Raw genomic sequence first — 23809 nt, forward strand, 5'->3', positions numbered from 1 at the left:
CGACGGCCCGCCGGCCGGCGTGTCGGCCCGCGATGCGCGCCCGGTTTGCCGCAGCGGCGGCCGGGTAGCCGCTGGCATGCTGGTTCAGCGGCTCGGCGCGCCGAGCGATTTCGACCCGTTGCTGGAGCGCGTTCGCAACGCCAGGGTGGTGATGATCGGTGAGTCCACCCACGGCAGTTACGACTACTACCGGTTGCGCGAGCAGCTCACCCGCCGGTTGATCGCGGAGTGCGGTTTCTCCTTCGTCGCGGTGGAGGGTGACTGGCCCGACTGCGACCGGGTGCACCGGTCGGTGACGGCCGCGCCGGGCGGCGCGCTCGAACCGCAGGTCGCACTCGACCAGTTTGAGCGATGGCCGACCTGGATGTGGGCCAATGCCGAGGTGGCCCGGTTCGCCAGTTGGTTGCGGGCCTGGAACGTGGAGCGGCCGGAGGAGCAACGGGCCGGGTTCCACGGCCTCGACGTGTACAGCCTCTGGGAGTCGATGCAGGCGATCTTCGACTACCTGGGGGAGGAGGACCCGAAGTCGCTGGAGGCGGCGCAGGACGCGTACCGGTGTTTCGAGCCGTACGGCAAGAGGGTCGAGGAGTACGGCGCGGCCAGCCGGTTCGTCTCCGCCCGGTGCGAGGAGGAGGTCGTCCGGTTGCTCGCCCGGACCCGCGAACACGCCCTCTCCGACGGCCCGGACCGCTTCTCGGCCTGGCAGAACGCGGAGGTGGTGGCCGGCGCCGAACGGTACTACCGGGCGATGGTGGCCGGCGGGCCGGACTCGTGGAACATCCGCGACACCCACATGCAGGACACCCTGGACCGGCTGCTGGACCGTTACGGCCCCGACGCCCGGGGCATCGTCTGGGCGCACAACACGCACGTCGGGGATGCGCGGGCCACCGACATGGCCGCCGACGGGATGATCAACATTGGTCAGTTGGCCCGGGAGCGGCACGGCGAGGACGCGGTGGCCCTGGTCGGGTTCGGCAGCTACCGGGGCACGGTGATCGCCGCACCCCGCTGGGGTTCGCCGCCCGAGGCGATGGTGGTGCCCCCGGCTCGGGAGGGCTCGATCGAGCGGCGGTTGCACGAGCTGATGCCGGAGCGGGCAGTGCTGATCTTCGGCGGTGACGACCAGCCGGGCTGGGTCACCGAGACCGTGGATCACCGGGCGATCGGGGTCGTCTACGACCCGTCGTTCGAGTCCTGGGGCAACTACGTGCCGACCCGGCTCGGTGACCGCTATGACGCCTTCATCTGGTGCGACGACACCACGGCCCTGCACCCGCTACCGGTGCCAGCGGCCCCCGGCGAGATGGAAACGTACCCGGCCGGGGTCTGATCCGACCCGTTCGCGTCGATCATGGAGTTGTGGTGCCGGACCAACGCCCCGGACCGGGGCACGGCAGACACCACAACTCCTTGATCGACGGGGTGGGCGTCAGACCCTCGTGGGGGTCCGGTCCTCCAGGTGTTCGCGCAGGCCCTCGCCTTCGATGTCCACGTTGGGCAGGGCGCGGTTGAGCCAGCGGGGCAGCCACCAGGCCCGGTCGCCGAGGAGTGACATCACCGCCGGGACGATGGTCATCCGAACCACGAACGCGTCGATTGCCACGCCGATGGCGAGCGCGAAGCCCATCGACTTGATGATCGGGTCGTCGAGGAACACGAAGCCGCCGAAGACGGACATCATGATCAGCGCGGCGGCGGTGACCACCCGGGCACCGTGGCCCATGCCGCTGATCGTGGCCTCACGCGCGGTCTCGCCGTGCACGAAGTCCTCCCGCATCCGGGAGACCAGGAACACCTCGTAGTCCATGGCCAGGCCGAACAGGATGCCGATCAGCAGGATGGGCAGGAAGCTGACCAGCGGGGCCGGGGTGTCCAGGCCGACCAGGTCGGCGAGGTGGCCCTGCTGGAAGATCGCCACCGTGATGCCGAACGTGGCGGCCACGGTGAGCAGGAAGCCCAGCGCCGCCTTGAGCGGCACCAGCAGCGAGCGGAACACCAGCATCAGCAGCAGCACCGAGAGCCCGACGACCAGCAGCAGGTAGATCGGCAGCGCGTCGGAGAGCTTCTCCGAGACGTCGATTCCGATCGCCGTGGCGCCGGTGAGCAGCACCTCGGCGCCCTTGACCCCGCCGACCGCGTCGCGGACGTCGTGCACCAGGGTCTCGGTGGCCTCGTCGGTCGGGCCGGTCTTCGGCACCACTCCGAGCAGGGCGGTCCGACCGTCCGGGCTCAGCTGCGGTGGCGCCACCGCGAGGACGTTCTCGGTGCGCTGGATCATCGCGGTCACCTGCGGCACTGCGGCCGCGGTCGCCTGCGCGTCGTCGCCCGCCACGACCACCGCGAGCCGGCCGGTGAAGCCGGGACCGAAGCCCTCGGTGGTGAGGTCGCTCGCCACCCGGGCGGGGGAGCCCACCGTCGCCGTGCTGGCGTCCGGCAGGGCCAGCCGCATGTCCGGCGTGGGCAGCGCGAGCAGCCCCAGGCCGACCAGCGAGACCAGGATGACCGGCACCCGGAAGCGGGTGACGAACCGCGCCCAGCGGAAGCCGAACCCGGAGCGGTCCTCGACCGGCAGCGTCTCTTCGCCCACCGGCTCACCTGGCGCGGCGGCGGCGACCGTGGAACGCAGGCGGCGCGGGAGCACCCGGTTGCCGGCGAAGCCGAGCAGTGCGGGCTGGAGGGTGATCGCCACGAGCACGGCGATGGTGACAGTGCCGGCGGCGGCGAGACCCATCACGGTGAGGAACGGAATGTTCACCACGGCCAGGCCGGCGAGGGCGATGACCACAGTGGCGCCCGCGAAGACCACGGCGGAACCGGCGGTGCCCACCGCCCGGCCGACCGCCTCCTCCGGGGACAGGCCTTCGAGCAGGTTCTGTCGGTGCCGGGAGGTGATGAACAACGAGTAGTCGATGCCGACGGCGAGGCCGAGCATCAGCGCCAGGATGGGCGCGGTGCTGGTCAACTCGATGACACCGCTCAGCGCGAACAGACCGGCCATGCCGACACCCACGCCGATCAGCGCGTTGAGCATGGTCATGCCGGCGGCGACCAGTGAACCGAAGGTGATGATCAGGACGATAGCGGCGACCAGTACGCCGAGCGCTTCGGTCGAGCCGATCTCCGGCTCGCCACCGAGCACCTCGCCACCCGGGGCGACCTGCCAACCCTTCGCCTCGACGGAAGCGCCGACCTCCTCGTACGCGGTGCGCTGCTCGTCGGTCACCTCGTCGCCGCCGGTGGCGAACTGGACCTGGACCAGCGCGTAGCGACCGTTGGGCGAGACCGCGCCGACCTGGAACGGGTTGACCGCGCCGACCACGCCGGGCAGTGTCGAGGCCTCCTGCACCAGCTCCTGCACCACGGCCTGGCCCTCAGGGGTGGCCAGTTGGCCGTCGGCGGGCGCCTTGACCGCGATGCTGCCGGTGGCGCCGCTGGCCGCGGGGAACTGGTCGGCCAGCAGGTCGAGCGCGCGCTGGCTCTCGGTGCCGGGCATGGTGAAGTTGCTCGCCGTCGGGCCGCGCAGGGTCGCCGCGGCCAGGCCGGCGACGACGAGTACGACGAGCCAGAGCGCGACGACGAGCCGTCGCCGGCGCAACGCGCCCCGGCCGAGCCGGTAGAGCAGGGTGGCCATCAGGAGTCCTTGTCCTCGGTCGTGGGTGGATGGGGCAGGGGTGCGTCGACGGGCTCGACGGCCCGCCGGGCGAGGGCGAGCAGGGCGGCGCGCAGCTCGTCGTCGGGGATGTCGGCGAACTCGCCGCACGCCTCGGAGATGCCGGCGAGCAGCACCAGCGCGGCGATCCGGGCGCCCGGCCGGTCGGAGTGCCCGGCCAAGGCGTCGCGTAGCCGGTCGGAGATCTCCTGGATGTGCGCGAAGGCCGGCTGGCACAGCAGCTCCGGGAACTCGCCGCGCAGTACCGCGATCTCCTGGCGGAACCGGACCGCGAGGTCGACGAAGCCCTGTGCGGCGACCTCCTGGGCGGCCGCTCCGGTCAGGCCGGTGAGCTGGTCGTCGAGGCTGCGGAGCACCTCGATCGCGGGAGCCATCAGCTCGGCGAGCAGGGCTTCCTTGTTGGCGAAGTGGTAGAGCACCGTGGCCTTGGAGCAGCCGACCTCCCGGGCGATGTCCTGCAGAGAGGTGCCCCGGTAGCCGGTCACCGTGAACTGCCGCGCCGCCGCGGCGAGGATCTCGCCGTGCGTGTCGGGTACCGCTCTGACCATGCCCGGTCCACCTCCCGCAAACCAGCATGCCTGACCGATCGGTCAGACCCTGACCGATCGGTCAGATGGAAGCGGTGGCGTTCACCACACCCGCGCCGGGCTTATCCGGCGTGCTGGGCGTCGTACCTGGTCCGCGCCTCGGCGATGGCCCGGCGGTGCCGCTCTGCCCAGCTGGTCAGCGCGACCAGCGACTCGTAGAGCTCCAGCGCCATCGGGGTGGCCGTGTATTCGACCTTGGGCGGGACGGTCGGGTAGACCGTGCGGTGCAGCAGGCCGTCCCGCTCCAGGTTGCGCAGCGTCAGCGTGAGCATCCGGCGGCTGATGCCCTCGATGTGCCGCTCCAGCTCGGTGAAGCGCACCGGCCCGTGCGACGCGGCCACCAGGATGCCGATGCTCCACTTGCCGCCGACCCGGTCGAGCACCTCGCGGACGGTGCACGCCCGGGCCTGACCCGGGGTGAACGGCACGTTCTCAGCCGCGCAGGTCAGCTCGGCCTCGACCAGCGCGGACACATCGCTGTTCCTCTGGGACATCAAAGTGCCTCCTTCCGCTCCGGTTCATGGTCACAGACGATGACCTCGGTAACAAACCGTGCACCAAGGAGGGTTCCGTGGAGCGTGTCGCCCCATCCCGTTGGCCGGCGTTGCTGGTGCTCTGCGCCGGCAGTCTGATGATCATCCTGGATGGCACCGTCGTCGCGGTGGCGCTGCCCGCCATCCAACGCGACCTGGGCTTCAGCGCCGCCGGCCTGGCCTGGGTGGTGAACGCCTACCTGGTCGCGTTCGGCGGGCTGCTGCTGCTCGCCGGCCGGCTCGGTGACCTGCTGGGCCGGCGCAGTGTCTTCCTGGCCGGCGTCGCGCTGTTCACAGCGGCCTCGCTGGCCTGCGCGGTCGCCACCGGGCCGGCAGTGCTGGTGGGCGCGCGGTTCGGGCAGGGCGTCGGCGGCGCGCTGGCCATGGCGGTCAGCCTCGGCATGATCGTCCGGCTCTACCCCGAAGCGGCCGAGCGGGCCCGCGCCATCGCCGTCTTCAGCTTCACCGGCGCGGCCGGTGCGTCGGTCGGCACGGTCGCCGGAGGGGTGCTCACCCAGGCCGCCGGGTGGCGCACGATCTTCCTGGTCAACGTGCCGATCGGGGCGGCCATCCTCATCGCTGCCGTCCGTCGGCTCCCGGCCGAACGAGGGATCGGCCTGCGCGCCGGCCTGGACCTGCCCGGCGCGCTGCTCGCCACCGCCGGTCTGATGGCCGCCGTGTTGGGCATCGTCGGAACAGGGGAGCACGGCTGGACCAGCCCTCGGACGCTCGGCGCGGTGGCCCTCGCGGCGCTGCTGCTCGGCGGGTTCGCGCTGCGCCAACGCGTGGCGGCAGCCCCGCTGGTGCCGTCCCGGGTGCTGCGCGTCCCGGGTCTGGTGGCGGCGAACGCCGTGCAGTTCCTCATGGTCTGCGCGTACTTCGGGTTCCAGTTCCTGCTCGCCGTGGAGCTGCAACTGGTGCTGGGGCTGGACGCCGCCGCGACCGGCTGGGCCTTCCTGCCCACCCCGGTCGTGATCGCCGTGGTCTCGCTCGGCCTGGCCGGTCGGCTGATCGCCCGCTTCGGCGCCCGGATGGTTCTGCTGGTCGGGCTCGGCCTGGCGACCGTCGGCTTCCTCCTGCTCGCCCGGCTGCCCGCCGACGGCGCCTACGTCGCGGACGTACTCCCCGCGATGGTGATCTTCGGGGTGGCCGGCGGTCTGACCCTGCCGGCGGTCACCACAGTGGCCATGGCCGGCGCGACCGACACCGACGCCGGGCTCGCCTCCGGCCTGGCCAACACCACCCAACAGGTGGGCGGCGCGGTCGGCCTGGCTGCCCTGGCCACACTGGCCGCCACCCGCAGCGACGGGCTGCGGGCCGCCGGCTGGGCCGAGACCGCCGCGCTCGCCGGCGGCTACCGGACCGCGTTCGCCGTGGCCGCCGCTCTGGTGGTCGCCGCGTGGCTGGTGGCGCTGACCACAGTGCCCCGACACGCGGCCCGGCCGTCGTCGGCCACCGATCCGTCGGCCCGGCCGGGGTGGGTGCCGGAACAGATCCGTACCGAAGCGCCGCGTCCGGTTGACCAACGGCAGCGAGGCCGGGAGGGTGGTCGGGTGAGCGAGGCTGACGAGACCCGGGACGGCGTGGCCCTGACCAACCTGGACCAGCCGCTGTCCGACCGAGATGACGCGACGAAGCGTGACCTGGTCGACTACCTCGACGCAGTCCGGGACCGGCTCCTCCCGCAGCTGCGGGGTCGGCCGCTGTCGGTGATCAGGGTCCGCCCCGGCCAGCCGCCGTTCATGCAGAAGAACCTGCCCCGCTACACGCCGGACTGGGTCCGGCGGGCGCCGGTCTGGGCGGAGGCGTCGCACCGGGAGATCTCGTACGCCCTCTGCGACGACCGCCGCACCCTGCTCTGGTTCGCCAACCAGCGGGCGGTGGAGTACCACCCGACGCTGGCCACCGTGGCGGATCTGCACCGCCCGACCCACCTGATCCTCGACCTGGACCCGCCGGACGGCGACGGATTCCGTGCGGCGGTGGACGCCGCCCTGCTGGTCCGTCAGGCGCTTGCCGATGCCGGCCTGGCCGGTGCCGTCAAGACCAGCGGCGCCAAGGGCGTGCACGTCTTCGTCCCGGTGACGGACGAACCTACGGCCGAGGAGTTGGCCGCCGCCACCCGGGCGCTCGCCGTCCGCGCCGAGCGGCTCGATCCGGCGCTGGCCACCACGGCGTACATCAAGGAGGACCGGGGTGGCCGGGTCTTCGTGGACGCCACCCGGGCGGGCGGGGCGACCGTGGCCGCCGCGTACAGCCCCCGGCTGCGCCCGGGGATGCCGGTCTCGTTCCCGGTCGACTGGGCCGACCTGACCGAGGTGGCCCCCGCCGACTTCACCATCCGGACCGCGCCCGCACTGCTCGCCGATGACGACCCGTGGGCCGCGCTGATGCCGGCCCCGCAGTCGCTCCCCGCCGACCTGGTCGCCGAGGGCCGGACCATCCCGGTGGCCCGGGTGCAGGCCATGCACGAGGGGAAGCGCCGGGCCCGCGCCCGCCGCGAGGCCGGCTGACCGGCGCGTCGGCCCCCGGCTCGGCTCGTGCTCGGTCCCCGGCTCGGCCCGTGCTCGGTCCCGGCTCGACCTGCTCGCGCCCGGCGGGCGGCCGATTGTCGGTGGGTTGTGGCACGATTTCGCAGGTGAGCAGCAAAGCCGACGCGACCCAGCGACTGGCCGACCTGGCGCGGCTGCGCCGGGTCCGCGACCGGATCGACCGGGAGTACGCGTCTCCGTTGGACGTCGAGGCGCTCGCGCGTGGCGCGCACATGTCGGCCGGGCACCTCAGCCGCGAGTTCCGGCTCGCCTACGGCGAGTCTCCGTACAGCTACCTGATGACCCGACGGATCGAGCGGGCCATGGCCCTGTTGCGCCGTGGCGATCTGAGCGTCACCGACGTCTGTTTCGCGGTCGGTTGTTCGTCGTTGGGCACCTTCAGCACCCGCTTCACCGAGCTGGTCGGCGTGCCGCCCAGCGTCTACCGGCGGCAGGCGGCGCAGGCGACGGCGGGGATGCCGTCGTGCGTGGCGAAGCAGGTGACCAGACCGGTCAGGAATCAAGAAGCGCGGGTCACCGAGCCGCAACTAGCGTGACCAGCATGAACATCACCATTCACTCGAGTTTTCTTCCGCACACCGACCCTGATGCCTCGCTGGTCTTCTACCGCGACATCCTCGGCTTCGAGGTCCGCCTCGACGTCGGGTACGAGGGGATGCGGTGGATCACGGTCGGGCCGCCCGGCCAGCCCAGCACGGCCATCGTTCTGCACCCGCCGGCCGCCAACCCCGGCATCACCGACGACGAGCGGCAGACCATCCTTGAGCTGATGGCCAAGGGCAGCTACTTCGGCGTCAACCTCGCCACCACCGACCTCGACGCCACCTTCGCCACGTTGGAGGCGAGCGACGCCGAGGTCGTCCAGGAGCCGACCGAGCAGCCGTACGGCGTGCGCGACTGTGCCTTCCGGGACCCGGCGGGCAACATGGTCCGCATCCAGGAAGTGCGCTGAGTCCTGCGCGCCCGAGAGATGGAGTCACGATGAGCACGGCCAGCCAGCCGTCCGCACCGCACGTCGCCGACAGCCACGACCTGATCCGGGTGCAGGGCGCGCGGGTGAACAACCTCAAGGACGTCAGCGTCGAGATCCCGAAGCGGCGGTTGACGGTGTTCACCGGTGTCTCCGGCTCCGGCAAGAGTTCGCTGGTGTTCGGCACCATCGCGGCCGAGTCGCAGCGGATGATCAACGAGACCTACAGCGCCTTCGTGCAGGGCTTCATGCCGACGTTGGCGCGGCCCGAGGTCGACCTGCTGGATGGCCTGACCACGGCGATCATCGTGGACCAGGAGCGGATGGGTGCCAACTCCCGCTCCACCGTCGGCACCGCCACCGACGCCAACGCGATGCTGCGCATCCTGTTCAGCCGGCTCGGGCAGCCGCACATCGGCTCGCCCAACGCGTACTCCTTCAATGTCCCCTCGGTGAAGGCGACCGGGGCGATCACCGTCGATCGCGGCGCCGGCAAGACGAAGACCGAGAAGGCGACCTTCAACCGTCTCGGCGGCATGTGCCCGCGGTGCGAGGGCATGGGTGCGGTGACCGACATCGACCTGTCGGCGCTCTACGACGACAACCTCTCGCTCAACGAGGGCGCGATCACCATCCCGGGTTACAGCATGGAGGGCTGGTACGGCCGGATCTTCCGGGGCTGCGGCTACTTCGACCCGGACAAGCCGATCGCCAAGTTCAACAAGCGGGAGCTGCACGACCTGCTCCACCGGGAGCCGACCAAGATCAAAGTTGACGGGATCAACCTGACGTACGCGGGCCTGATCCCGTCGATCCAGAAGTCCTTCCTCGCCAAGGACATCGACGCGTTGCAGCCGCACATCCGCGCCTTCGTGGAGCGCGCGGTGACCTTCACGACCTGCCCCGAGTGTGCCGGCACCCGGCTCAGCAAGGAGGCCCGGTCGTCGAAGATCAAGGGCAAGAACATCGCCGACGCGTGCGCGATGCAGATCAGCGATCTGGCCGCCTGGGTGCGTGGGATCGAAGAGCCGTCGGTGGCCCCGCTGCTGGCCGGCCTGCAACACCTCCTCGACTCGTTCGAGGAGATCGGGCTGGGCTACCTGTCGCTCGATCGACCGTCGGGCACCCTCTCCGGTGGTGAGGCGCAGCGCACCAAGATGATCCGCCACCTCGGCTCCTCGCTCACCGACGTCACCTACGTCTTCGACGAGCCGACGATCGGGCTGCACCCGCACGACATCCAACGGATGAACGAGCTGCTGCTTCAGCTGCGCGACAAGGGCAACACCGTGCTGGTCGTGGAACACAAGCCGGAGGCCATCGCCATCGCCGACCACGTCGTCGACCTCGGGCCCGGCGCCGGCACGGAGGGCGGGACCGTCTGCTACGAGGGCACCGTGGAAGGCCTGCGGGCCAGCGGCACCATCACCGGCCGCCACCTCGACGACCGGGCGGCCCTCAAGGAGACGGTGCGGACGCCCACCGGCAAGCTGGAGATCCGGGGCGCCACGGCCAACAACCTCCAGGACGTGAACGTCGACGTACCCCTCGGGGTGCTCGTCGTCGTGACCGGAGTCGCCGGCTCCGGCAAGAGTTCGCTCGTGCACGGGTCGATTCCGGCCGGCGCGGGCGTGGTCTCGATCGACCAGGGCGCGATCCGCGGCTCACGGCGCAGCAACCCGGCCACGTACACCGGTCTGCTCGACCCGATCCGCAAGGCGTTCGCGAAGGCCAACGGGGTGAAGCCGGCGCTGTTCAGCGCCAACTCCGAGGGCGCCTGCCCGAGCTGCAACGGCGCTGGCGTCATCTACACCGACCTGGGGATGATGGCGGGCGTCGCCGCCGAATGCGAGGACTGCGAGGGCAGGCGGTTCCAGGCATCGGTGCTGGAATACCGCTTCGGCGGCCGCGACATCAGCGAGGTGCTCGCGATGTCGGTGACGGAGGCCGAGAAGTTCTTCGGCGCCGGCGAGGCGCGTACGCCGGCAGCGCACGCCATCCTCGACCGGCTCGCCGACGTCGGGCTCGGCTACCTGAGCCTGGGGCAGCCGCTCACGACTCTCTCCGGCGGGGAGCGGCAACGGCTCAAGCTGGCCACCCACATGGCTGAGAAGGGCGGCGTCTACGTCCTCGACGAGCCGACCACCGGCCTGCACCTGGCCGACGTCGAGCAACTGCTGGGCCTGCTCGACCGCCTGGTCAACGCCGGCAAGTCAGTGATCGTCATCGAGCACCACCAAGCGGTCATGGCGCACGCCGACTGGATCATCGACATCGGCCCCGGCGCCGGCCACGACGGTGGCCGGATCGTCTTCGAGGGCACGCCTGCCGATCTCGTCGCCGCCCGTTCCACCCTCACCGGCGAGCACCTGGCGGCGTACGTCGGCAGGTGAGCTCTGGGCGGCGACCGGCGGTCAGCCCTCCGCTCGGCGCGGCCGGCTGATGGGGGCGCTGAGCATTCCGGTGATGGCGTCGACGAGGAAGTCACCGACCTCGGGCCATCGGGGGTCTTCGCCGTTGCGTTCGGCGCGCGCCTCGACCTCGGCCGTCGTGGTGCTGACGATGCGGGTGATCAGGAGCGCCCGGCCGGCGACCACCTCCGGGTCGAGGTGCCGTAGCCGCCCGGCCAGTGACTCCCGCAGCTCTACTGCCTGTGGCGTGGTGTCCTGGGCTTCCCGCATGATCGGCAAAGTGGTGGGGTTGTGCAGCACGTGATCGAGGAACCGGGCCCGCCAGCTCGGGCGCGGTAGCTGGTCGAGGACCCGCATGCTCGGTTCCACGAGACCGCGGATGTCGCCGAGGACGGAGTCCTCGGGTGGAGGCATCCCCTCGCGTTGTTCCGCCACGTCGTGCACATGGCGGGCCATCAGCGCCCTCAGCAGGCCCTCGCGCCCGCCGAAGTAGTAGCGCACCGCCGAGTGGTTGGTGTTGCCAGCCGCCTCGGCCACTCTGCGGTCGGAGACCTCGGCGACTCCCGACTCGGCGAACAGCCGCTCGGCCGCGTCCAGCAGCGCGGTGCGTGCCGCCTCGGACCGCCTCATGACCGGCCCCCTCGTGTCCTCGCCCGGATGTGACTCAGGTCAACCTAGCCGGATTCCCGGTCCCGGCATCCGCCGCCTACAGTTTGTAAGTCAACTGGCGTACAAACTTGGTCTGGAGCGTGCATGGACACCGAAGCCGTGATCGAGGCTGCCGACGTGGTGGACGGCCGCCCGCCCGGCGCGGACCGCAAGGAACAGATCATCCGAATGGTCGCCCTGTTCGTGATGCCGTTCCTCATGGTCACGATGATGTTCGCGACCTACATGTCGACCATGCACTCACCGCACCCCCGGGACATGCCGGTCGCGGTCGTGGGCAGCGGCGCCACGGCGCAGGCCGTGGTCGACGGGCTCACCTCGGGCGACAGCACCGAGGCCACCCTGGTGGCCACCCGCGACGACGCGGTCGACCTGCTGCACGACCAGGAAGCCACCGGCGCGCTCGTCCTGCCCACCGACGGCAGCGCCAACGCCACCATCCTCACCGCCTCGGCGGCCGGAGCCTCACAGAACGCCACCGTCCAGCAGTTGCTCGCGCCCGTGGCCTTCCAGAACAGCTGGCAGACCACCACCGAGGACGTCGCACCGCTACCCGCCGGTGACTCGGCCGGCATCGCGGTCCTGTTCGCCGCGATGGGAATGATGCTGGCCGGGTACGTGCCACTGAGCATCATGGTGATGGGCGTCCCCCACCTGCTGCGGCTGCGACGGTTCCTGCCCGTGCTGGCCGGCTGGTCCGCGGTCACCAGCTCGATCATTTGGCTCATCCTCGGGCCCGTCGTGGGTGCCGTCGAGGGCCACTACCTCACCTTCCTCGGCGTCGGCATGCTCGCCACCGCAGCCGTCGGCCTGGCTCAACTGCTGCTCTCCAAGCTGGTCGGGCCCCTCGCGGTGCTGCCCGGCATGCTGCTCTGGGTCGTGTTCGGCATGCCCGCGTCGAACCTGGCCCTGTCCGTGCACAACATGCCCGGGTTCTTCCAGTTCCTGCACGGTGTGCTGCCGCTCCCGGCGGCCGGTGAGGCGCTGCGCTCGGTCCTGTACTTCGACGGCAACGGCCTGGGCACCCACCTGATCGTCCTGGCCGGGTGGATCGTGGCCGCCCTCGCGCTCTGCCTGCTCAAGGAGCGCAGCGCGAGCGGGAAGATGATCCCCGGCGTCCCGCCGATCGCCGACCCCGACGCGAACGCCCCCGCCCTGGCCGGCGGGCCGCCGCGCTCCAAGCGATTCCGGTACGTGGCCGCGGCCGGCTTCCCGCTGGCCATCCTCGTGGTCGTCGTCGGCGCCATGGGGTTCTCCATGCACAAACCGCAACCGCACGACATCCCGGTCGTGGTGGTCGCCGCCGCCCCTGGGCAGGCCCAGCAGACCGCTGCCGGTCTCAACGCACAGCTCGACGGCATCCTCGACGTCACCGTCGCCGACACGGTGGATGAGGCCACCGAGCAGATCCGCTCCCGCGACGTGGTCGCCGCCTTCGTCCTGCCGTCGGCAGCGGACACTCCGGCGACGCTGTACTCGGCGTCGGCCGCCAACGCCAGCCAGCAGTCCGCGATCCGCGCGATCTTCCAGCCGATCACCGCGGCCCAGGGCCTCCCGCTCACGCTGACCGACGTGCAACCTCTGAGCGAGACCGACACCGGCGGCAGCAACAGCATGTACGTCGGCATGTCCTGGATCATGGCCGGCTTCCTGTTCCTGGCCGTCCTGCGCGGCGGCGCCCCGCACGTGCGCCGCCTGCGTCAGTTCCTGCCGCTGCTGGGCGGCTGGGCGATCGGCATGTCCGTCTGGCTGTGGTTCCTCTTCGACGTCCTCATCGGCGCGATCAGCGGCAACGTCTTCCAGACGATCGGCTACGGCGCCCTGACCATCTTCTCGGTCTCCCTGGCCACCGGAGTGCTCACCCGCACCGTCGGCCTGGCGGGCATCATCCCGATGATGGTGGTGCTCATGATGGCCGGCGTGCCCGCCTCCGGCGGTGGCATGTCGGTGTACCTGGTCCCCGAGGTGTTCCGCCCTCTCCAGGACGTGCTGCCGTTGCCCGCGGCGGTCGACGTCGCCCGGTCGCTGCGGTACTTCGACGGCGTCGGCGTCGGACAGAACCTGCTGGTCATCGCCGTGTGGGGCGCTGTCGGGCTCGTCGGAAACCTCGTGATCGACCAGTGGCTCAAACGCCGCGAGCGCCGCGCGGACGCCGCCGGCCCGGACGCGGGTACGACACCCGAGGCGTACCTGAGGTTGGTGCCGGCCGAGGCGCACTGACCGGCACCGCGGCCCACCGCCGATCCCTCGCGATCGGCGGTGGGCTGCTCCTGCTGGTCAGCCGGCGTCGTACTCGACGGCGACGTCGAGCACCCAGGTGACGCCGAACCGGTCGGTGAGCATGCCGTAGAGGGGAGCCCAGCCGGCGGGCGCGAGGTCGACCAGGACGGTCGAGCCCTCGCTGAGCTTCTTCCAGTAGCCGGTGATCTCGTCGGCGTCGCTGCCCCGGACCGAGACGAAGAACGGGCTCTCGCCCTGGCTCCACGGCCGTGCCGACGGCACGTCGTACGCCATGATCTGGAAGCCCTCGGCGGACGTGACCTGACCCCACATGATCTGGTCGGCCTCGTCCGGGTTCTGCACGCTGTGGGCGTCGGCGTAGGTCACCGCGACGAGATCCCCACCGAAGACGGACCGGTAGAACTCGAGGGCGGCCCGCGCGGTGCCCCGAAGGTTGATGTGCGCGACGGTGTTGATGCTCATTGCTGCTCCTCGTGTGACGTGACCCGTGGCTGATGCCCGGGTGCAACAACGCCGACGATGGCAGGGGTAGCGGTCAGGTTCTGGCCGCTACCTGCGGCAGACTCGGATGCATGGCCACGACCTCCGCGAGACTGCTGTCGCTGCTCTCGCTCCTCCAGGCCCGACGTGACTGGCCGGGGGGCCTCCTGGCCGAGAGGCTGAACGTGAGCCCGCGTACGGTGCGGCGCGATGTCGACCGGCTGCGCGAGCTCGGCTACCCGATCAAAGCCTTCAAGGGGCCGGACGGCGGGTACCGGCTCGACGCCGGCGCCCAACTGCCACCGCTGCTGTTCGACGACGAGCAGGCGGTCGCCATCGCCGTCGCACTCCAGGTGGCAGCCCTCTCCGGGGCGGACGTCCAGGAGGGCGCAGCGCGGGCGCTGAACACCATGCGGCAGGTCATGCCCAGCCGACTGCGGCACCGCATCGATGCTCTCCAGGTCACCGCCGTCGGACAACCCACCACCCGGCCGGACTCCCCGGTCGACGGCACCGTGCTGACAGCCATCGGCGCGGCCGTCCACGCCCACGAGGTTCTGCGCTTCGACTACGCCTCGACGAGCGACGCCACCGATGTGCCGCCCCGCCGCGTGGAGCCCCACCACCTCGTCACCTGGAAGGGGCGCTGGTATCTCGTGGCCTGGGACCTCGACCGAGGCGACTGGCGAACCTTCCGTTGCGACCGGGTCAGCCCGCGTACCCCGACCGGACCACGCTTCAGCCCACGACAACTACCCATGGGAGACGTGGCCACGTACGTCACGACCCGCTTCCGAGGTTCCACCGACACCTCGGCGTGGCCCTGCGTGGGCGAGGTCGTCCTCGACCTTCCCGCCGCCGTCGTCGCCGCGTACACCCGCGACGGGCTTGTCGAGGAACTCGGCCCCGACCGCTGCAAGCTCGTTCAGGGCTCCTGGTCCTGGGTCGGCCTCGCAGCCGCGCTCGGCAGGTTCGACGCGGACATCGAGGTGATCGGGCCGACCGGGCTCAAGGCCGCCTTCGCGGGGCTCGCCCGCCGCTACGCCGAAGCAGCGGGATGACGGCAGGTTGCCGACCCCCCAACCGCGTCATCGGGTTCCGGACAGTGGCCCACTACAACCTGTTCAAGCGGATCATCAACTCCAACCAGGCCGCAGCCCAGCCGGACACCTTCAACCTGGCGGAGATCGACATCATCAACGCGTACCTGAACGGGACCGTGCCGGCCTGACACCTCGCAGTGATCGGGTCCAACTTGCCGGGACGGTCGGAACACGAAGAAGGCCTCTGACCAGGTTTCCTGATCAGAGGCCTTTCTGCGTTGCTCGGCAGTGGTGCCCCCGGCAGGATTCGAACCTGCGCCCCCGCCTCCGGAGGGCGGTGCTCTATCCCCTGAGCTACGGGGGCTCAGCGACTGGAGAAGACTAGCAAACCTCCTCCAGGAACGCCGAATCGGTATAGGCGCCCCAATCGTGTCACCGACCCACCGACTGCCTGGTGGTCAGGCCGCCGGACCGCCCGAAGCGATCAGGCGGCCGCGATCGCCCGCCCGCAACTGGGCAGCGGGTGCAGGACGATTCGCCGAGGGAGCCGCCGCGGCCACTCGTTGCGCGGCCAGGAGCCGTCCACGATCAGGTGGACCGTGCGCTGCTCCTCGCCACTGAGCCGCAGCACGAAGTCGCGGGGGAGCGGCGGGTCCACCGTCGGCGTAGTGATCATGAAGCGCACCCGACCGCGGGACGAGACAGCGGAGATCACGTCGGCGGCCGGCATCGTGCCGCGCAGCCGGACCCGGCCGATCCAGTAGACCTCCGCGAGGTGCTCCTGGGCGGCCCGGGTGATCCCCGGGTACTCGCTGCGGACCCAACGCTCGACCGCGCTGACGCAGAGCCCACAGGCCCGCTCGCGCGGCTCCCGCGGACCCAACCCCCAGGCCCGCAGGTACGCCCCGACCGCGCCAGCGTCCAGCGGCAGCTCGAAGCGCCGCTGGATGAGCGTGGTGAGGCTCTGCCGCGTCCACAGCTCCTCGTCCAGGCCGAACTCGTCGGGATGAACGCCCCGCAGCGTGTCGATCAACTCGAGTTCCTGTTCGCGGCTGAGCATTCCCGGCTCGCCCTGCCGCTGTCCGCGACGGACGGCTGCCACCGCCCCGTCACCACCGATGGTGTGGCGTCGGCACCAACTGGTGACCGAACGCCGTGCGTCTCTGAGTGCAACCCCCACGTCTTGGGCAACGAGCCCGAATCGCAACTGGTCACGATATGTGGGGAGAAAACTCTCTAAGCAACGTAATCGCCTGTGCCACGCAAAACGCCCACAAGGGACGAGAGGGGTGTTGAGGTCATACGCGACGGTCCTGACGGCCTTGATCGACTCGAGGTGGCGCGGGTCGAGCGGCGGTGCGCCCTGTGTCGACATGGTGCGGCCCGCGTCGCCGCCACAGAGCGGCGGGGACGCGGGCCGGTGCGCCGTCCGGTCGGTCAGCCCTTGGCCTGCGCCTGGAGCTGCCGGAGGTTGTTCAGTTCGGTCTGCTGGGTGGCCTTCATGGTGTTGGCCACCCGCAGCACCTCGGCGTTGTCGGTCGCGCCGAGCGCCGCGTCGATCATGTGGATGCCGCCCAGGTGGTGGTCGTACATCAAGGTCAGGAACTGCCGGTCGACCTCGATGCCCTGAGCGTTGCGCAGGGCGGTCATCTGTTGCGGCGTGGCCATGCCCGGCATCAGACCGTCCTTGACGGTGGCCCCGTCGGACATCCACGACATCGGCGGCTTCGACCCGGTCGGGCTGAGGCCCCATTCGCGCAGCCAGGTCTGCATCGCGCCGATCTCGCCCTGCTGCCCGGTGGCGATGTCGACGGCGATCTGCCGCACCTCGGGGAGGGTCGCCGACCGGTACGCGATCAGGCTCATCTCCACCGCCTGCGCGTGGTGGGTCGTCATGTCCCGGGCGAAGCCCGCCTCGACCGAGGCGTCACCGGGTCGGGTGATCCGTGGGGTGAGCAGACCGCCCGCGTACCCGAGGAGGAGCCCCACCACCAGCATGATGGCGAGCGCCAGCACGCCGTAGCGCGACGCCGGGGCCCGGCCGCCCTCGTCCGGGGCGGCCGGGATCTCGTCGTACTCGCTGTCGGTGGTTGCCGGAGCGGTCATTGCCGTCCTTACTGGGTGGGCTGCTGCTGTTGCTGGAGTTCACGCGGCGTGGTGCCGGTGGCGGTGATGCCGGTGTTGCAGAGCGCCGTCGGGCCCTCGACGGAGGCGTTCACCCGCAGGTCCTTGATGAACTCGTCGATCCGCGAGTCGTCAGCGTTGTCGACCTTGAGCTGGTAGCCCCAGGCCTGCAGCGAGATCGGCTTGTCCAGGCCCTCGTACGGGCTCATCAGGGTCTTCTCGACACCGCGCACCTTGCTGGCGAGCTTGTCGACCTGGTCCTTGGGCAGGTCCGGGCGGTAGGTGATCCACACCGCGCCGTGCTCCAGGCTGTGCACCGCGTGCTCGTTGGCGATCGGGGCGTCGTACACGTCGCCCATGCAGTTCTGCCAGGCGGCGTTGTGCACCCCACCCACCGGCGGCGAGTAGTTCCAGGTCAGCGGGCCCGACTTGTGCGACTCGTACTTCAGGCTGTCCGGGTCGGACTTGCGGATGTTGGCGATGCCCTCGATGGCGTTGGCCCGCTTGTCCCACGGCTTGGAGCCCTGGAAGGACGCCCAGGCGCCGTAACCGATGATGCCGGCCGCGAGCACGCCAACCGCGACGAAGAGCGCGATCGGCCCCCACGCGCGGCCCTGGCTCACCTTGACCGGGGTGACCGGCTTGCGCGGGCCCTTGCCCCCCGCCCGGGGGGAGCCCGTCGGCTTGCCGGAACCGGCCTTGGCGCCGGACGCCGGCCGGCCCGCGGCCGGCTTCTTGCCGGTGCTGACCACGGTCGGGCGGCGCTCAGGGCCACCCGGGGTGCTGATGCTCATCGTGCCTCGTCAAGTCGGTCGGTCAGGGGAGTGGCGGGCCGGATGACGCGCAGGGGAGCCGCCGAGTGCCCGAGTCTACCCCCGATAACATGGTTGGGTGACTCCTGCAGAACTAGCCTCGGTCGTCCTTGCCGCCGCCCACGCCGTCTTCGAGCAGCGTGGGCTGGACCGCGCCGCACTGCCGGCGAGCACGGTGGTGGAGCGACCGCGCAACCCCGAGCACGGCGACTACGCCTCGACGCTCGCGCTGCAGTTGAGCAAGAAGGTGGGCGTCCCGCCCCGGGAGCTGGCGACGGCCCTGGCCGACGAGCTGGGCCGGGCACCGGGGGTCAAATCGGTGGAAATCGCCGGGCCGGGCTTCCTGAACATCCGGCTCGACGCCGCTGCGGCCGGTCAGCTCGCCCGGGTGATCGTGGAGACCGGTGCGGAGTACGGCCGCAGCGACCGGCTCGCCGGCGAGAAGATCAACCTGGAGTTCGTCTCGGCCAACCCGACCGGGCCGGTGCACATCGGCGGGGTCCGCTGGGCGGCCGTCGGTGACGCGCTGAGCCGGCTGCTGCGGGCCACCGGCGCCGACGTCGGCACGGAGTACTACTTCAACGACGCCGGTTCGCAGATCGACCGGTTCGCCCGGTCGCTGCTCGCCGCCGCGAAGGGTGAGCCGGCGCCGGAGGACGGCTACGGCGGGGCGTACATCGCCGAGATCGCCACCGAGGTGCAGGCCCGCCGGCCGGAGGTGCGCTCGCTCGACGACGACGCCGCCCAGGAGATCTTCCGGGTCGAGGGCGTCGCGTTGATGTTCGACGAGATCCGCACCTCGCTGCGCGACTTCGGGGTGGAGTTCGACACCTACTTCAACGAGAAGGACCTGCACGACCGGGGTGAACTCGACCTGGCGTTGAACCGGCTGCGCCAGCAGGGGCACCTGTACGAGTCCGAGGGCGCCACCTGGCTGCGCACCACCGACTTCGGCGACGACAAGGACCGGGTGCTGCGCAAGTCCAACGGCGAGTGGACGTACTTCGCCGCGGACTGCGCCTACTACCTGGACAAGCGCGAGCGCGGCTTCGAGCGGGTCGTGATCATGCTGGGTGCCGACCACCACGGCTACATCGGCCGGATGAAGGCGATGTCCGCCTGCTTCGGCGACGACCCGGAGCGCAACCTGGAGATCCTCATCGGGCAGCTGGTCAACCTGCTGCGCGACGGCGCGCCGATGCGGATGAGCAAGCGGGCCGGCACCGTGATCACCCTGGAGGACCTGGTCGACGCCATCGGCGTGGACGCCTCCCGGTACGCGTTGGCCCGCTACTCCAGCGACTCCCCGATCGACATCGACATCGAGCTGTGGACCAGGGCGACCCGTGACAACCCGGTCTACTACGTGCAGTACGTGGCAGCCCGGACGGCGGGCGTGGCCCGCAACGCCGCCGAGGTGGGGCTGGTTCCGGGCGACGCCGACGCGTTCCGCCCCGAGCTGCTCGACCACGAGAAGGAGAACGAGCTGCTCAAGGCGCTCGCCCAGTTCCCCGCGGTGGTGGCGACGGCCGCCGAGCTGCGGGAGCCGCACCGGGTGGCCCGCTACCTGGAGGAGAGCGTCGCCGCCTCCTACCACCGTTTCTACGACAACTGCCGGGTGCTGCCGCTGGGCGACGAGGAGATCACCGACCTGCACCGCGCTCGGCTCTGGCTCAACAACGCCACCCGCACCGTGATCGCCAACGGCCTGTACCTGCTCGGCGTCTCCGCACCCGAGAGGATGTGACATGAGGGCTCACGAGGCCGGTGCGCTGCACGCGGACATCAGCAACCAGGGGCCGGCCTGGCTGCGTACCCCGGCCGACGTCAACGCCCTCGTGCCGGCGCTGTGGCCGCGGTCGGTGACGCGCGGCGCCGACGGCGCGGTCGCCGTCGCGGGCCTGAGCGTCCGCGACATCGCGGCCGAGTTCGGCACCCCGGTGTACGTCCTGGACGAGGCCGACCTGCGCTCGCGCTGCCGCGACTTCCGGGCGGCCTTTCCCACGGAGGACGTGTTCTACGCGGGCAAGGCGTTCCTCTGCCGGGCGGTGGTCCGGATGATCGCCGAGGAGGGGCTGCACCTGGACGTCTGCACCGGTGGCGAGCTGGCCACCGCGCTGTCGGCCGGAATGCCGCCGGAGCGGATCGGCTTCCACGGCAACAACAAGTCGGTCGCCGAGCTGGGCCGGGCGCTGGACGCCGGGGTCGGCCGGATCATCGTCGACTCGTTCACCGAGATCGACCGGCTCACCGCGCTGGCCCGCGAGCGCGGGGTCCGGCCGCGGGTGCTGGTCCGGGTCACGGTGGGCGTCGAGGCGCACACCCACGAGTTCATCGCCACCGCCCACGAGGACCAGAAGTTCGGCTTCTCGCTGGCCGGCGGTGCCGCCGCGAACGCCGCGTTCAAGATCCTCGACGAGGGCGTGCTGGAGCTGCGCGGGCTGCACTCGCACATCGGCTCGCAGATCTTCGACGCCAGCGGCTTCGAGGTCTCGGCCCGGCGGGTGCTCGCCCTTCAGGCGCAGATCCGCGACGCGCGGGGGGTGGAGCTGCCCGAACTGGACCTGGGCGGCGGCTTCGGCATCGCGTACACCACCCAGGACGACCCGGCGACCCCGCAGGATCTGGCCAAGCGGCTTCGCAAGATCGTCGATTCGGAGTGCGCGGCGGAGAACCTGGCCGTGCCGCACCTGTCGATCGAGCCGGGCCGGGCCATCGTCGGACCGGCCGTGTTCACCCTCTACGAGGTCGGCACGGTCAAGGACCTCGACGGTCTCCGGACGTACGTCAGCGTCGACGGCGGGATGAGCGACAACATCCGCACCGCCCTCTACGACGCGTCCTACTCGGCGACGCTGGCCTCCCGGGCCTCGACCGCTCAGCCGTTGCTCGCCCGCGTGGTGGGAAAGCACTGTGAGTCCGGGGACATCGTGGTGAAGGATGAATTCCTGCCCGCCGACGTGCAGCCCGGAGATCTTGTCGCAGTGCCCGGCACCGGTGCGTACTGCCGAAGCATGGCCAGCAACTACAACCATGTGCCCCGGCCACCGGTGGTCGCGGTGCGCGACGGCCAGGCGCGTCTGATCGTCCGGCGGGAAACCGAAGAGGACCTGCTCGCATTGGATGTTGGATGACGTCACCTGTGCGCTTGGCGCTGCTCGGCTGTGGCACTGTCGGCCAGGAGGTGGTCCGGCTGCTGCATGAGCAGTCGGCCGACCTGACGGCGCGGATCGGCGCTCCGCTGGAGATCGCCGGCATCGCCGTCCGTCGGCTCGGCCGCGACCGGGGTGACCTGCCGGTCGACGAGGACCTGTTCACCACCGACGCGCTCGGCCTGATCAAGCGCGACGACGTGGACGTGGTGATCGAGGTGGTCGGTGGCATCGAGCCGGCCCGGAGTTGGCTGGTCGAGGCGCTGCGCGCCGGCAAGAGCGTGGTCACCGCCAACAAGGCCCTGCTCGCCGAGGACGGCGTGGCCCTGCACGAGGCGGCGGCCGAGGGCGGCGGCGACCTCTACTACGAGGCGTCAGTGGCCGGGGCCATCCCGTTGCTGCGTCCGCTACGGGAGTCGCTGCACGGCGATCGGATCAACCGGGTCACCGGCATTGTCAACGGCACCACCAACTTCATCCTCTCCGCGATGGACGCGACCGGCGCCGGCTTCGCCGAGGCCCTCGAAGAGGCCACCGCACTGGGGTACGCGGAGGCCGATCCGACCGCCGACGTGGAGGGCTTCGACGCGGCGGCGAAGGCGGCGATCCTCGCCTCGCTGGCGTTCCACACCCGGGTCGGCGCCGCCGACGTGCACCGCGAGGGCATCACCGAGGTGACCGCCGCGGACATGGCCAGCGCCCAGGCGATGGGCTGCACGATCAAACTGCTCTGCATCGCGGCCCGGGGTGTCGACTCCACCGGCCGGGAGACGGTCAGCGTCCGGGTGCACCCGGCGATGATCCCGCGCAGCCATCCGCTCGCCAGCGTCGGGGACGCGTTCAACGCGGTCTTCGTGGAGGCGGACGCGGCCGGGCAGTTGATGTTCTACGGTCGGGGCGCCGGTGGCGCGCCCACCGCCAGCGCGGTGCTCGGTGACGTGGTCGCGGTGTCCCGCAACCGGCTCGCCGGGGTGCGCGCGGCCAGCGAGAGCGCGTACGCGGACCTCGCGGTCCGGCCGATGGGTGAGGCGTTGACCCGCTACCACGTGAGCCTCGACGTGGCCGACCGCCCGGGTGTGCTGGCCTCGGTGGCGAGCGTGTTCGCCCGGCACGACGTGTCGATCGCGACCGTGCGGCAGGGTTCGGCGGGCGGGCCGGCGGGCCGCGACGGCGACGCCGAACTTGTCATCGTCACGCATGTGGCACCGGACGCCGCGCTCGCCGCGACCGTCGGTGAGTTGCGCGGTCTGGACATTGTCCGGTCGGTGACCAGTGTGCTGCGGGTCGAGGGCGACGCCTGAGTCGTTGCATCATCGACGGGACGGCTCGCGCGTCCCGCCAGGTGGGTAGGCGGGGGTGGGCCATTGACCACTCCAGCAGGCTGGTCCAAGGTGGCCCTGACAATCGGCTGGGCGCGGCGGTAGAGGCGAGGAGAGCGACATGTGGCGGGGTCTGATCGAGGCGTACCGGGATCGGCTGCCGGTCACCGCGGCCACGCCGGTCGTCACGCTGCACGAGGGCAACACCCCGCTGTTGCCCGCGCCGGTGCTGTCCGCCCGGCTCGGTTGCGACGTGCACCTCAAGGTGGAGGGCGCCAACCCGACCGGCTCCTTCAAGGACCGGGGGATGACCCTCGCGGTGTCCAAGGCGGTCGAGGCCGGCAACAAGGCCATCATCTGCGCCTCCACCGGCAACACCAGCGCCTCCGCCGCGGCGTACGCGGCCCGGGCCGGGTTGACCTGCGCCGTGCTGGTGCCGCAGGGCAAGATCGCGCTGGGCAAGCTGGCCCAGGCGCTGGTGCACGGCGCGAAGCTGCTCCAGGTGAACGGCAACTTCGACGACTGCCTCGCGACGGCCGCCAAGCTCGCCCAGGACTACCCGGTCGCGTTGGTCAACTCGGTCAACATCGACCGGTTGCACGGCCAGAAGACCGCCGCCTTCGAGATCGTCGAGGCGCTCGGTGACGCGCCCGACATCCACTGCCTGCCGGTCGGCAACGCCGGCAACATCTCCGCGTACTGGATGGGATACGCGGAGGAGCTGGCCGCCGGCGCCACCACCCGCACCCCCAAGATGTACGGCTTCCAGGCCGCCGGGGCGGCCCCGATCGTGACCGGTCAGGTGGTGCCGGAGCCGTCGACCATCGCCACCGCGATCCGGATCGGCAACCCGGCGAGCTGGACCAAGGCGTTGGATGCGCGGGACGCCTCCGGTGGCCTGATCGCGTCGGTGACCGACCGGGAGATCCTCTCCGCGTACCGTCTGCTCGCCCGTGAGGTGGGGGTCTTCGTCGAGCTGGGCAGCGCGGCCAGCGTGGCCGGCCTGTTGCAGCAGGCCGCGGCGGGCGCGGTGCCGCCCGGTTCCACGGTGGTCTGCACGGTGACCGGCCACGGGCTGAAGGACCCGGAATGGGCGATCTCCACCGCGCCGGCGCCGGTGACCATCGCGAACGACCCGCTGGCCGCGGCGCGCGCCCTCGACCTGGCCTGAGCGCGCCGCCGTCCGGGGCGGTGATCGACGGCGGGTAGCTGAACGGCGGTGCGGCCCGGGGGCGGCGGGGGT

Annotated in this window: 20 protein-coding genes, 1 tRNA gene and 1 pseudogene; 13 read left to right on the plus strand and 9 right to left on the minus strand. The window is 71.1% G+C overall.

Going from position 1 to position 23809, the window contains the following annotated elements; translation table 11 throughout:
• The first annotated feature begins 76 nt into the window (after window positions 1-76).
• On the plus strand, window positions 77-1333 hold the full coding sequence (locus tag ABTW72_RS14015) for an erythromycin esterase family protein (protein WP_350858437.1): 1257 nt from the start codon (window positions 77-79) through the stop codon (window positions 1331-1333).
• A 99-nt stretch (window positions 1334-1432) separates the two neighbouring features.
• Here ABTW72_RS14015 and ABTW72_RS14020 read toward each other — a convergent pair whose 3' ends face one another.
• The 3 genes from ABTW72_RS14020 to ABTW72_RS14030 form a co-directional block, all read right to left on the minus strand.
• On the minus strand, window positions 1433-3634 hold the full coding sequence (locus ABTW72_RS14020) for an MMPL family transporter (protein ID WP_350858440.1): 2202 nt from the start codon (window positions 3632-3634) through the stop codon (window positions 1433-1435).
• On the minus strand, window positions 3634-4221 hold the full coding sequence (locus ABTW72_RS14025) for a TetR/AcrR family transcriptional regulator (RefSeq protein WP_350858443.1): 588 nt from the start codon (window positions 4219-4221) through the stop codon (window positions 3634-3636). Before ABTW72_RS14025 ends, ABTW72_RS14020 begins: the two co-directional genes overlap by 1 nt.
• A gap of 101 nt (window positions 4222-4322) precedes the next feature.
• Window positions 4323-4757 carry a winged helix-turn-helix transcriptional regulator gene (locus ABTW72_RS14030; RefSeq protein ID WP_225855116.1) on the minus strand — a complete coding sequence of 145 codons (435 nt, stop codon included), beginning with the start codon at window positions 4755-4757 and terminating at the stop codon, window positions 4323-4325.
• Between the two features lie 134 nt (window positions 4758-4891).
• On the opposite strand from ABTW72_RS14030, the pseudogene ABTW72_RS14035 reads away from it, so the two are divergent.
• The 5 genes and pseudogenes from ABTW72_RS14035 to ABTW72_RS14055 all read left to right on the plus strand — a co-directional run.
• A pseudogene (locus tag ABTW72_RS14035) lies at window positions 4892-6001 on the plus strand (MFS transporter); the annotation flags it as partial.
• 345 nt (window positions 6002-6346) lie between these two features.
• Window positions 6347-7306: a DNA polymerase domain-containing protein gene (locus tag ABTW72_RS14040; protein WP_350858915.1), complete on the plus strand. Its 960-nt coding sequence runs from the start codon at window positions 6347-6349 to the stop codon at window positions 7304-7306.
• Between the two features lie 125 nt (window positions 7307-7431).
• Window positions 7432-7881, plus strand: coding sequence for a helix-turn-helix transcriptional regulator (locus ABTW72_RS14045; protein WP_350858446.1), 450 nt, complete (start codon window positions 7432-7434; stop codon window positions 7879-7881).
• A 5-nt stretch (window positions 7882-7886) separates the two neighbouring features.
• Window positions 7887-8297: a VOC family protein gene (locus ABTW72_RS14050; protein WP_350858448.1), complete on the plus strand. Its 411-nt coding sequence runs from the start codon at window positions 7887-7889 to the stop codon at window positions 8295-8297.
• Window positions 8298-8326: 29 nt separating this feature from the next.
• Window positions 8327-10708, plus strand: a complete 2382-nt coding sequence (locus tag ABTW72_RS14055) for an ATP-binding cassette domain-containing protein (protein ID WP_350858451.1) — start codon at window positions 8327-8329, stop codon at window positions 10706-10708.
• A 21-nt stretch (window positions 10709-10729) separates the two neighbouring features.
• Here the strand turns inward: ABTW72_RS14055 and ABTW72_RS14060 are convergent, their stop codons facing one another.
• Window positions 10730-11356 (minus strand): TetR/AcrR family transcriptional regulator, encoded by a 627-nt coding sequence (locus ABTW72_RS14060; protein ID WP_350858454.1) that lies wholly within the window; start codon window positions 11354-11356, stop codon window positions 10730-10732.
• A gap of 123 nt (window positions 11357-11479) precedes the next feature.
• On the opposite strand from ABTW72_RS14060, the gene ABTW72_RS14065 reads away from it, so the two are divergent.
• The gene (locus tag ABTW72_RS14065) at window positions 11480-13615 is read left to right on the plus strand and encodes an ABC transporter permease (RefSeq protein WP_350858457.1); all 2136 of its coding nucleotides are present in this window, start codon (window positions 11480-11482) and stop codon (window positions 13613-13615) included.
• A 57-nt stretch (window positions 13616-13672) separates the two neighbouring features.
• On the opposite strand, the gene ABTW72_RS14070 is transcribed toward ABTW72_RS14065, so the two are convergent.
• The gene (locus tag ABTW72_RS14070) at window positions 13673-14098 is read right to left on the minus strand and encodes a VOC family protein (RefSeq protein WP_350858460.1); all 426 of its coding nucleotides are present in this window, start codon (window positions 14096-14098) and stop codon (window positions 13673-13675) included.
• Window positions 14099-14208: 110 nt separating this feature from the next.
• Here ABTW72_RS14070 and ABTW72_RS14075 point away from each other — a divergent pair, with 110 nt between their 5' ends.
• Both ABTW72_RS14075 and ABTW72_RS14080 read left to right on the plus strand, forming a co-directional pair.
• The gene (locus ABTW72_RS14075) at window positions 14209-15177 is read left to right on the plus strand and encodes a helix-turn-helix transcriptional regulator (RefSeq protein ID WP_350858462.1); all 969 of its coding nucleotides are present in this window, start codon (window positions 14209-14211) and stop codon (window positions 15175-15177) included.
• On the plus strand, window positions 15174-15347 hold the full coding sequence (locus ABTW72_RS14080; RefSeq protein ID WP_350858465.1) for a hypothetical protein: 174 nt from the start codon (window positions 15174-15176) through the stop codon (window positions 15345-15347). The genes ABTW72_RS14075 and ABTW72_RS14080 overlap by 4 nt, the downstream gene beginning before the upstream one ends.
• Window positions 15348-15448: 101 nt before the next feature.
• Here the strand turns inward: ABTW72_RS14080 and ABTW72_RS14085 are convergent.
• From ABTW72_RS14085 to ABTW72_RS14100, 4 genes are all read right to left on the minus strand, one after another.
• Window positions 15449-15523, minus strand: a tRNA-Arg gene (locus ABTW72_RS14085).
• Window positions 15524-15643: 120 nt separating this feature from the next.
• Window positions 15644-16339, minus strand: a complete 696-nt coding sequence (locus ABTW72_RS14090; protein WP_350858468.1) for a winged helix-turn-helix domain-containing protein — start codon at window positions 16337-16339, stop codon at window positions 15644-15646.
• Between the two features lie 257 nt (window positions 16340-16596).
• A complete protein-coding gene (locus ABTW72_RS14095) occupies window positions 16597-17265 on the minus strand; it encodes a DUF305 domain-containing protein (RefSeq protein WP_112583608.1) in 669 nt (222 codons plus the stop codon).
• A gap of 8 nt (window positions 17266-17273) precedes the next feature.
• The gene (locus tag ABTW72_RS14100; protein WP_350858471.1) at window positions 17274-18077 is read right to left on the minus strand and encodes a thioredoxin-like domain-containing protein; all 804 of its coding nucleotides are present in this window, start codon (window positions 18075-18077) and stop codon (window positions 17274-17276) included.
• Between the two features lie 97 nt (window positions 18078-18174).
• On the opposite strand from ABTW72_RS14100, the gene argS reads away from it, so the two are divergent.
• From argS to thrC, 4 genes are all read left to right on the plus strand, one after another.
• Window positions 18175-19842, plus strand: a complete 1668-nt coding sequence (gene argS, locus ABTW72_RS14105; RefSeq protein WP_350858473.1) for an arginine--tRNA ligase — start codon at window positions 18175-18177, stop codon at window positions 19840-19842.
• Between the two features lies 1 nt (window position 19843).
• Window positions 19844-21229 carry a diaminopimelate decarboxylase gene (gene lysA / locus ABTW72_RS14110; protein ID WP_112583605.1) on the plus strand — a complete coding sequence of 462 codons (1386 nt, stop codon included), beginning with the start codon at window positions 19844-19846 and terminating at the stop codon, window positions 21227-21229.
• Between the two features lie 8 nt (window positions 21230-21237).
• On the plus strand, window positions 21238-22548 hold the full coding sequence (locus tag ABTW72_RS14115; protein WP_350858918.1) for a homoserine dehydrogenase: 1311 nt from the start codon (window positions 21238-21240) through the stop codon (window positions 22546-22548).
• 139 nt (window positions 22549-22687) lie between these two features.
• Window positions 22688-23737, plus strand: a complete 1050-nt coding sequence (gene thrC / locus ABTW72_RS14120; protein WP_112625875.1) for a threonine synthase — start codon at window positions 22688-22690, stop codon at window positions 23735-23737.
• Window positions 23738-23809 lie beyond the last annotated feature (72 nt).

It is taken from the genome of Micromonospora sp. NPDC127501 (genome assembly GCF_040302185.1).
Classification (GTDB): Bacteria; Actinomycetota; Actinomycetes; order Mycobacteriales; family Micromonosporaceae; genus Micromonospora.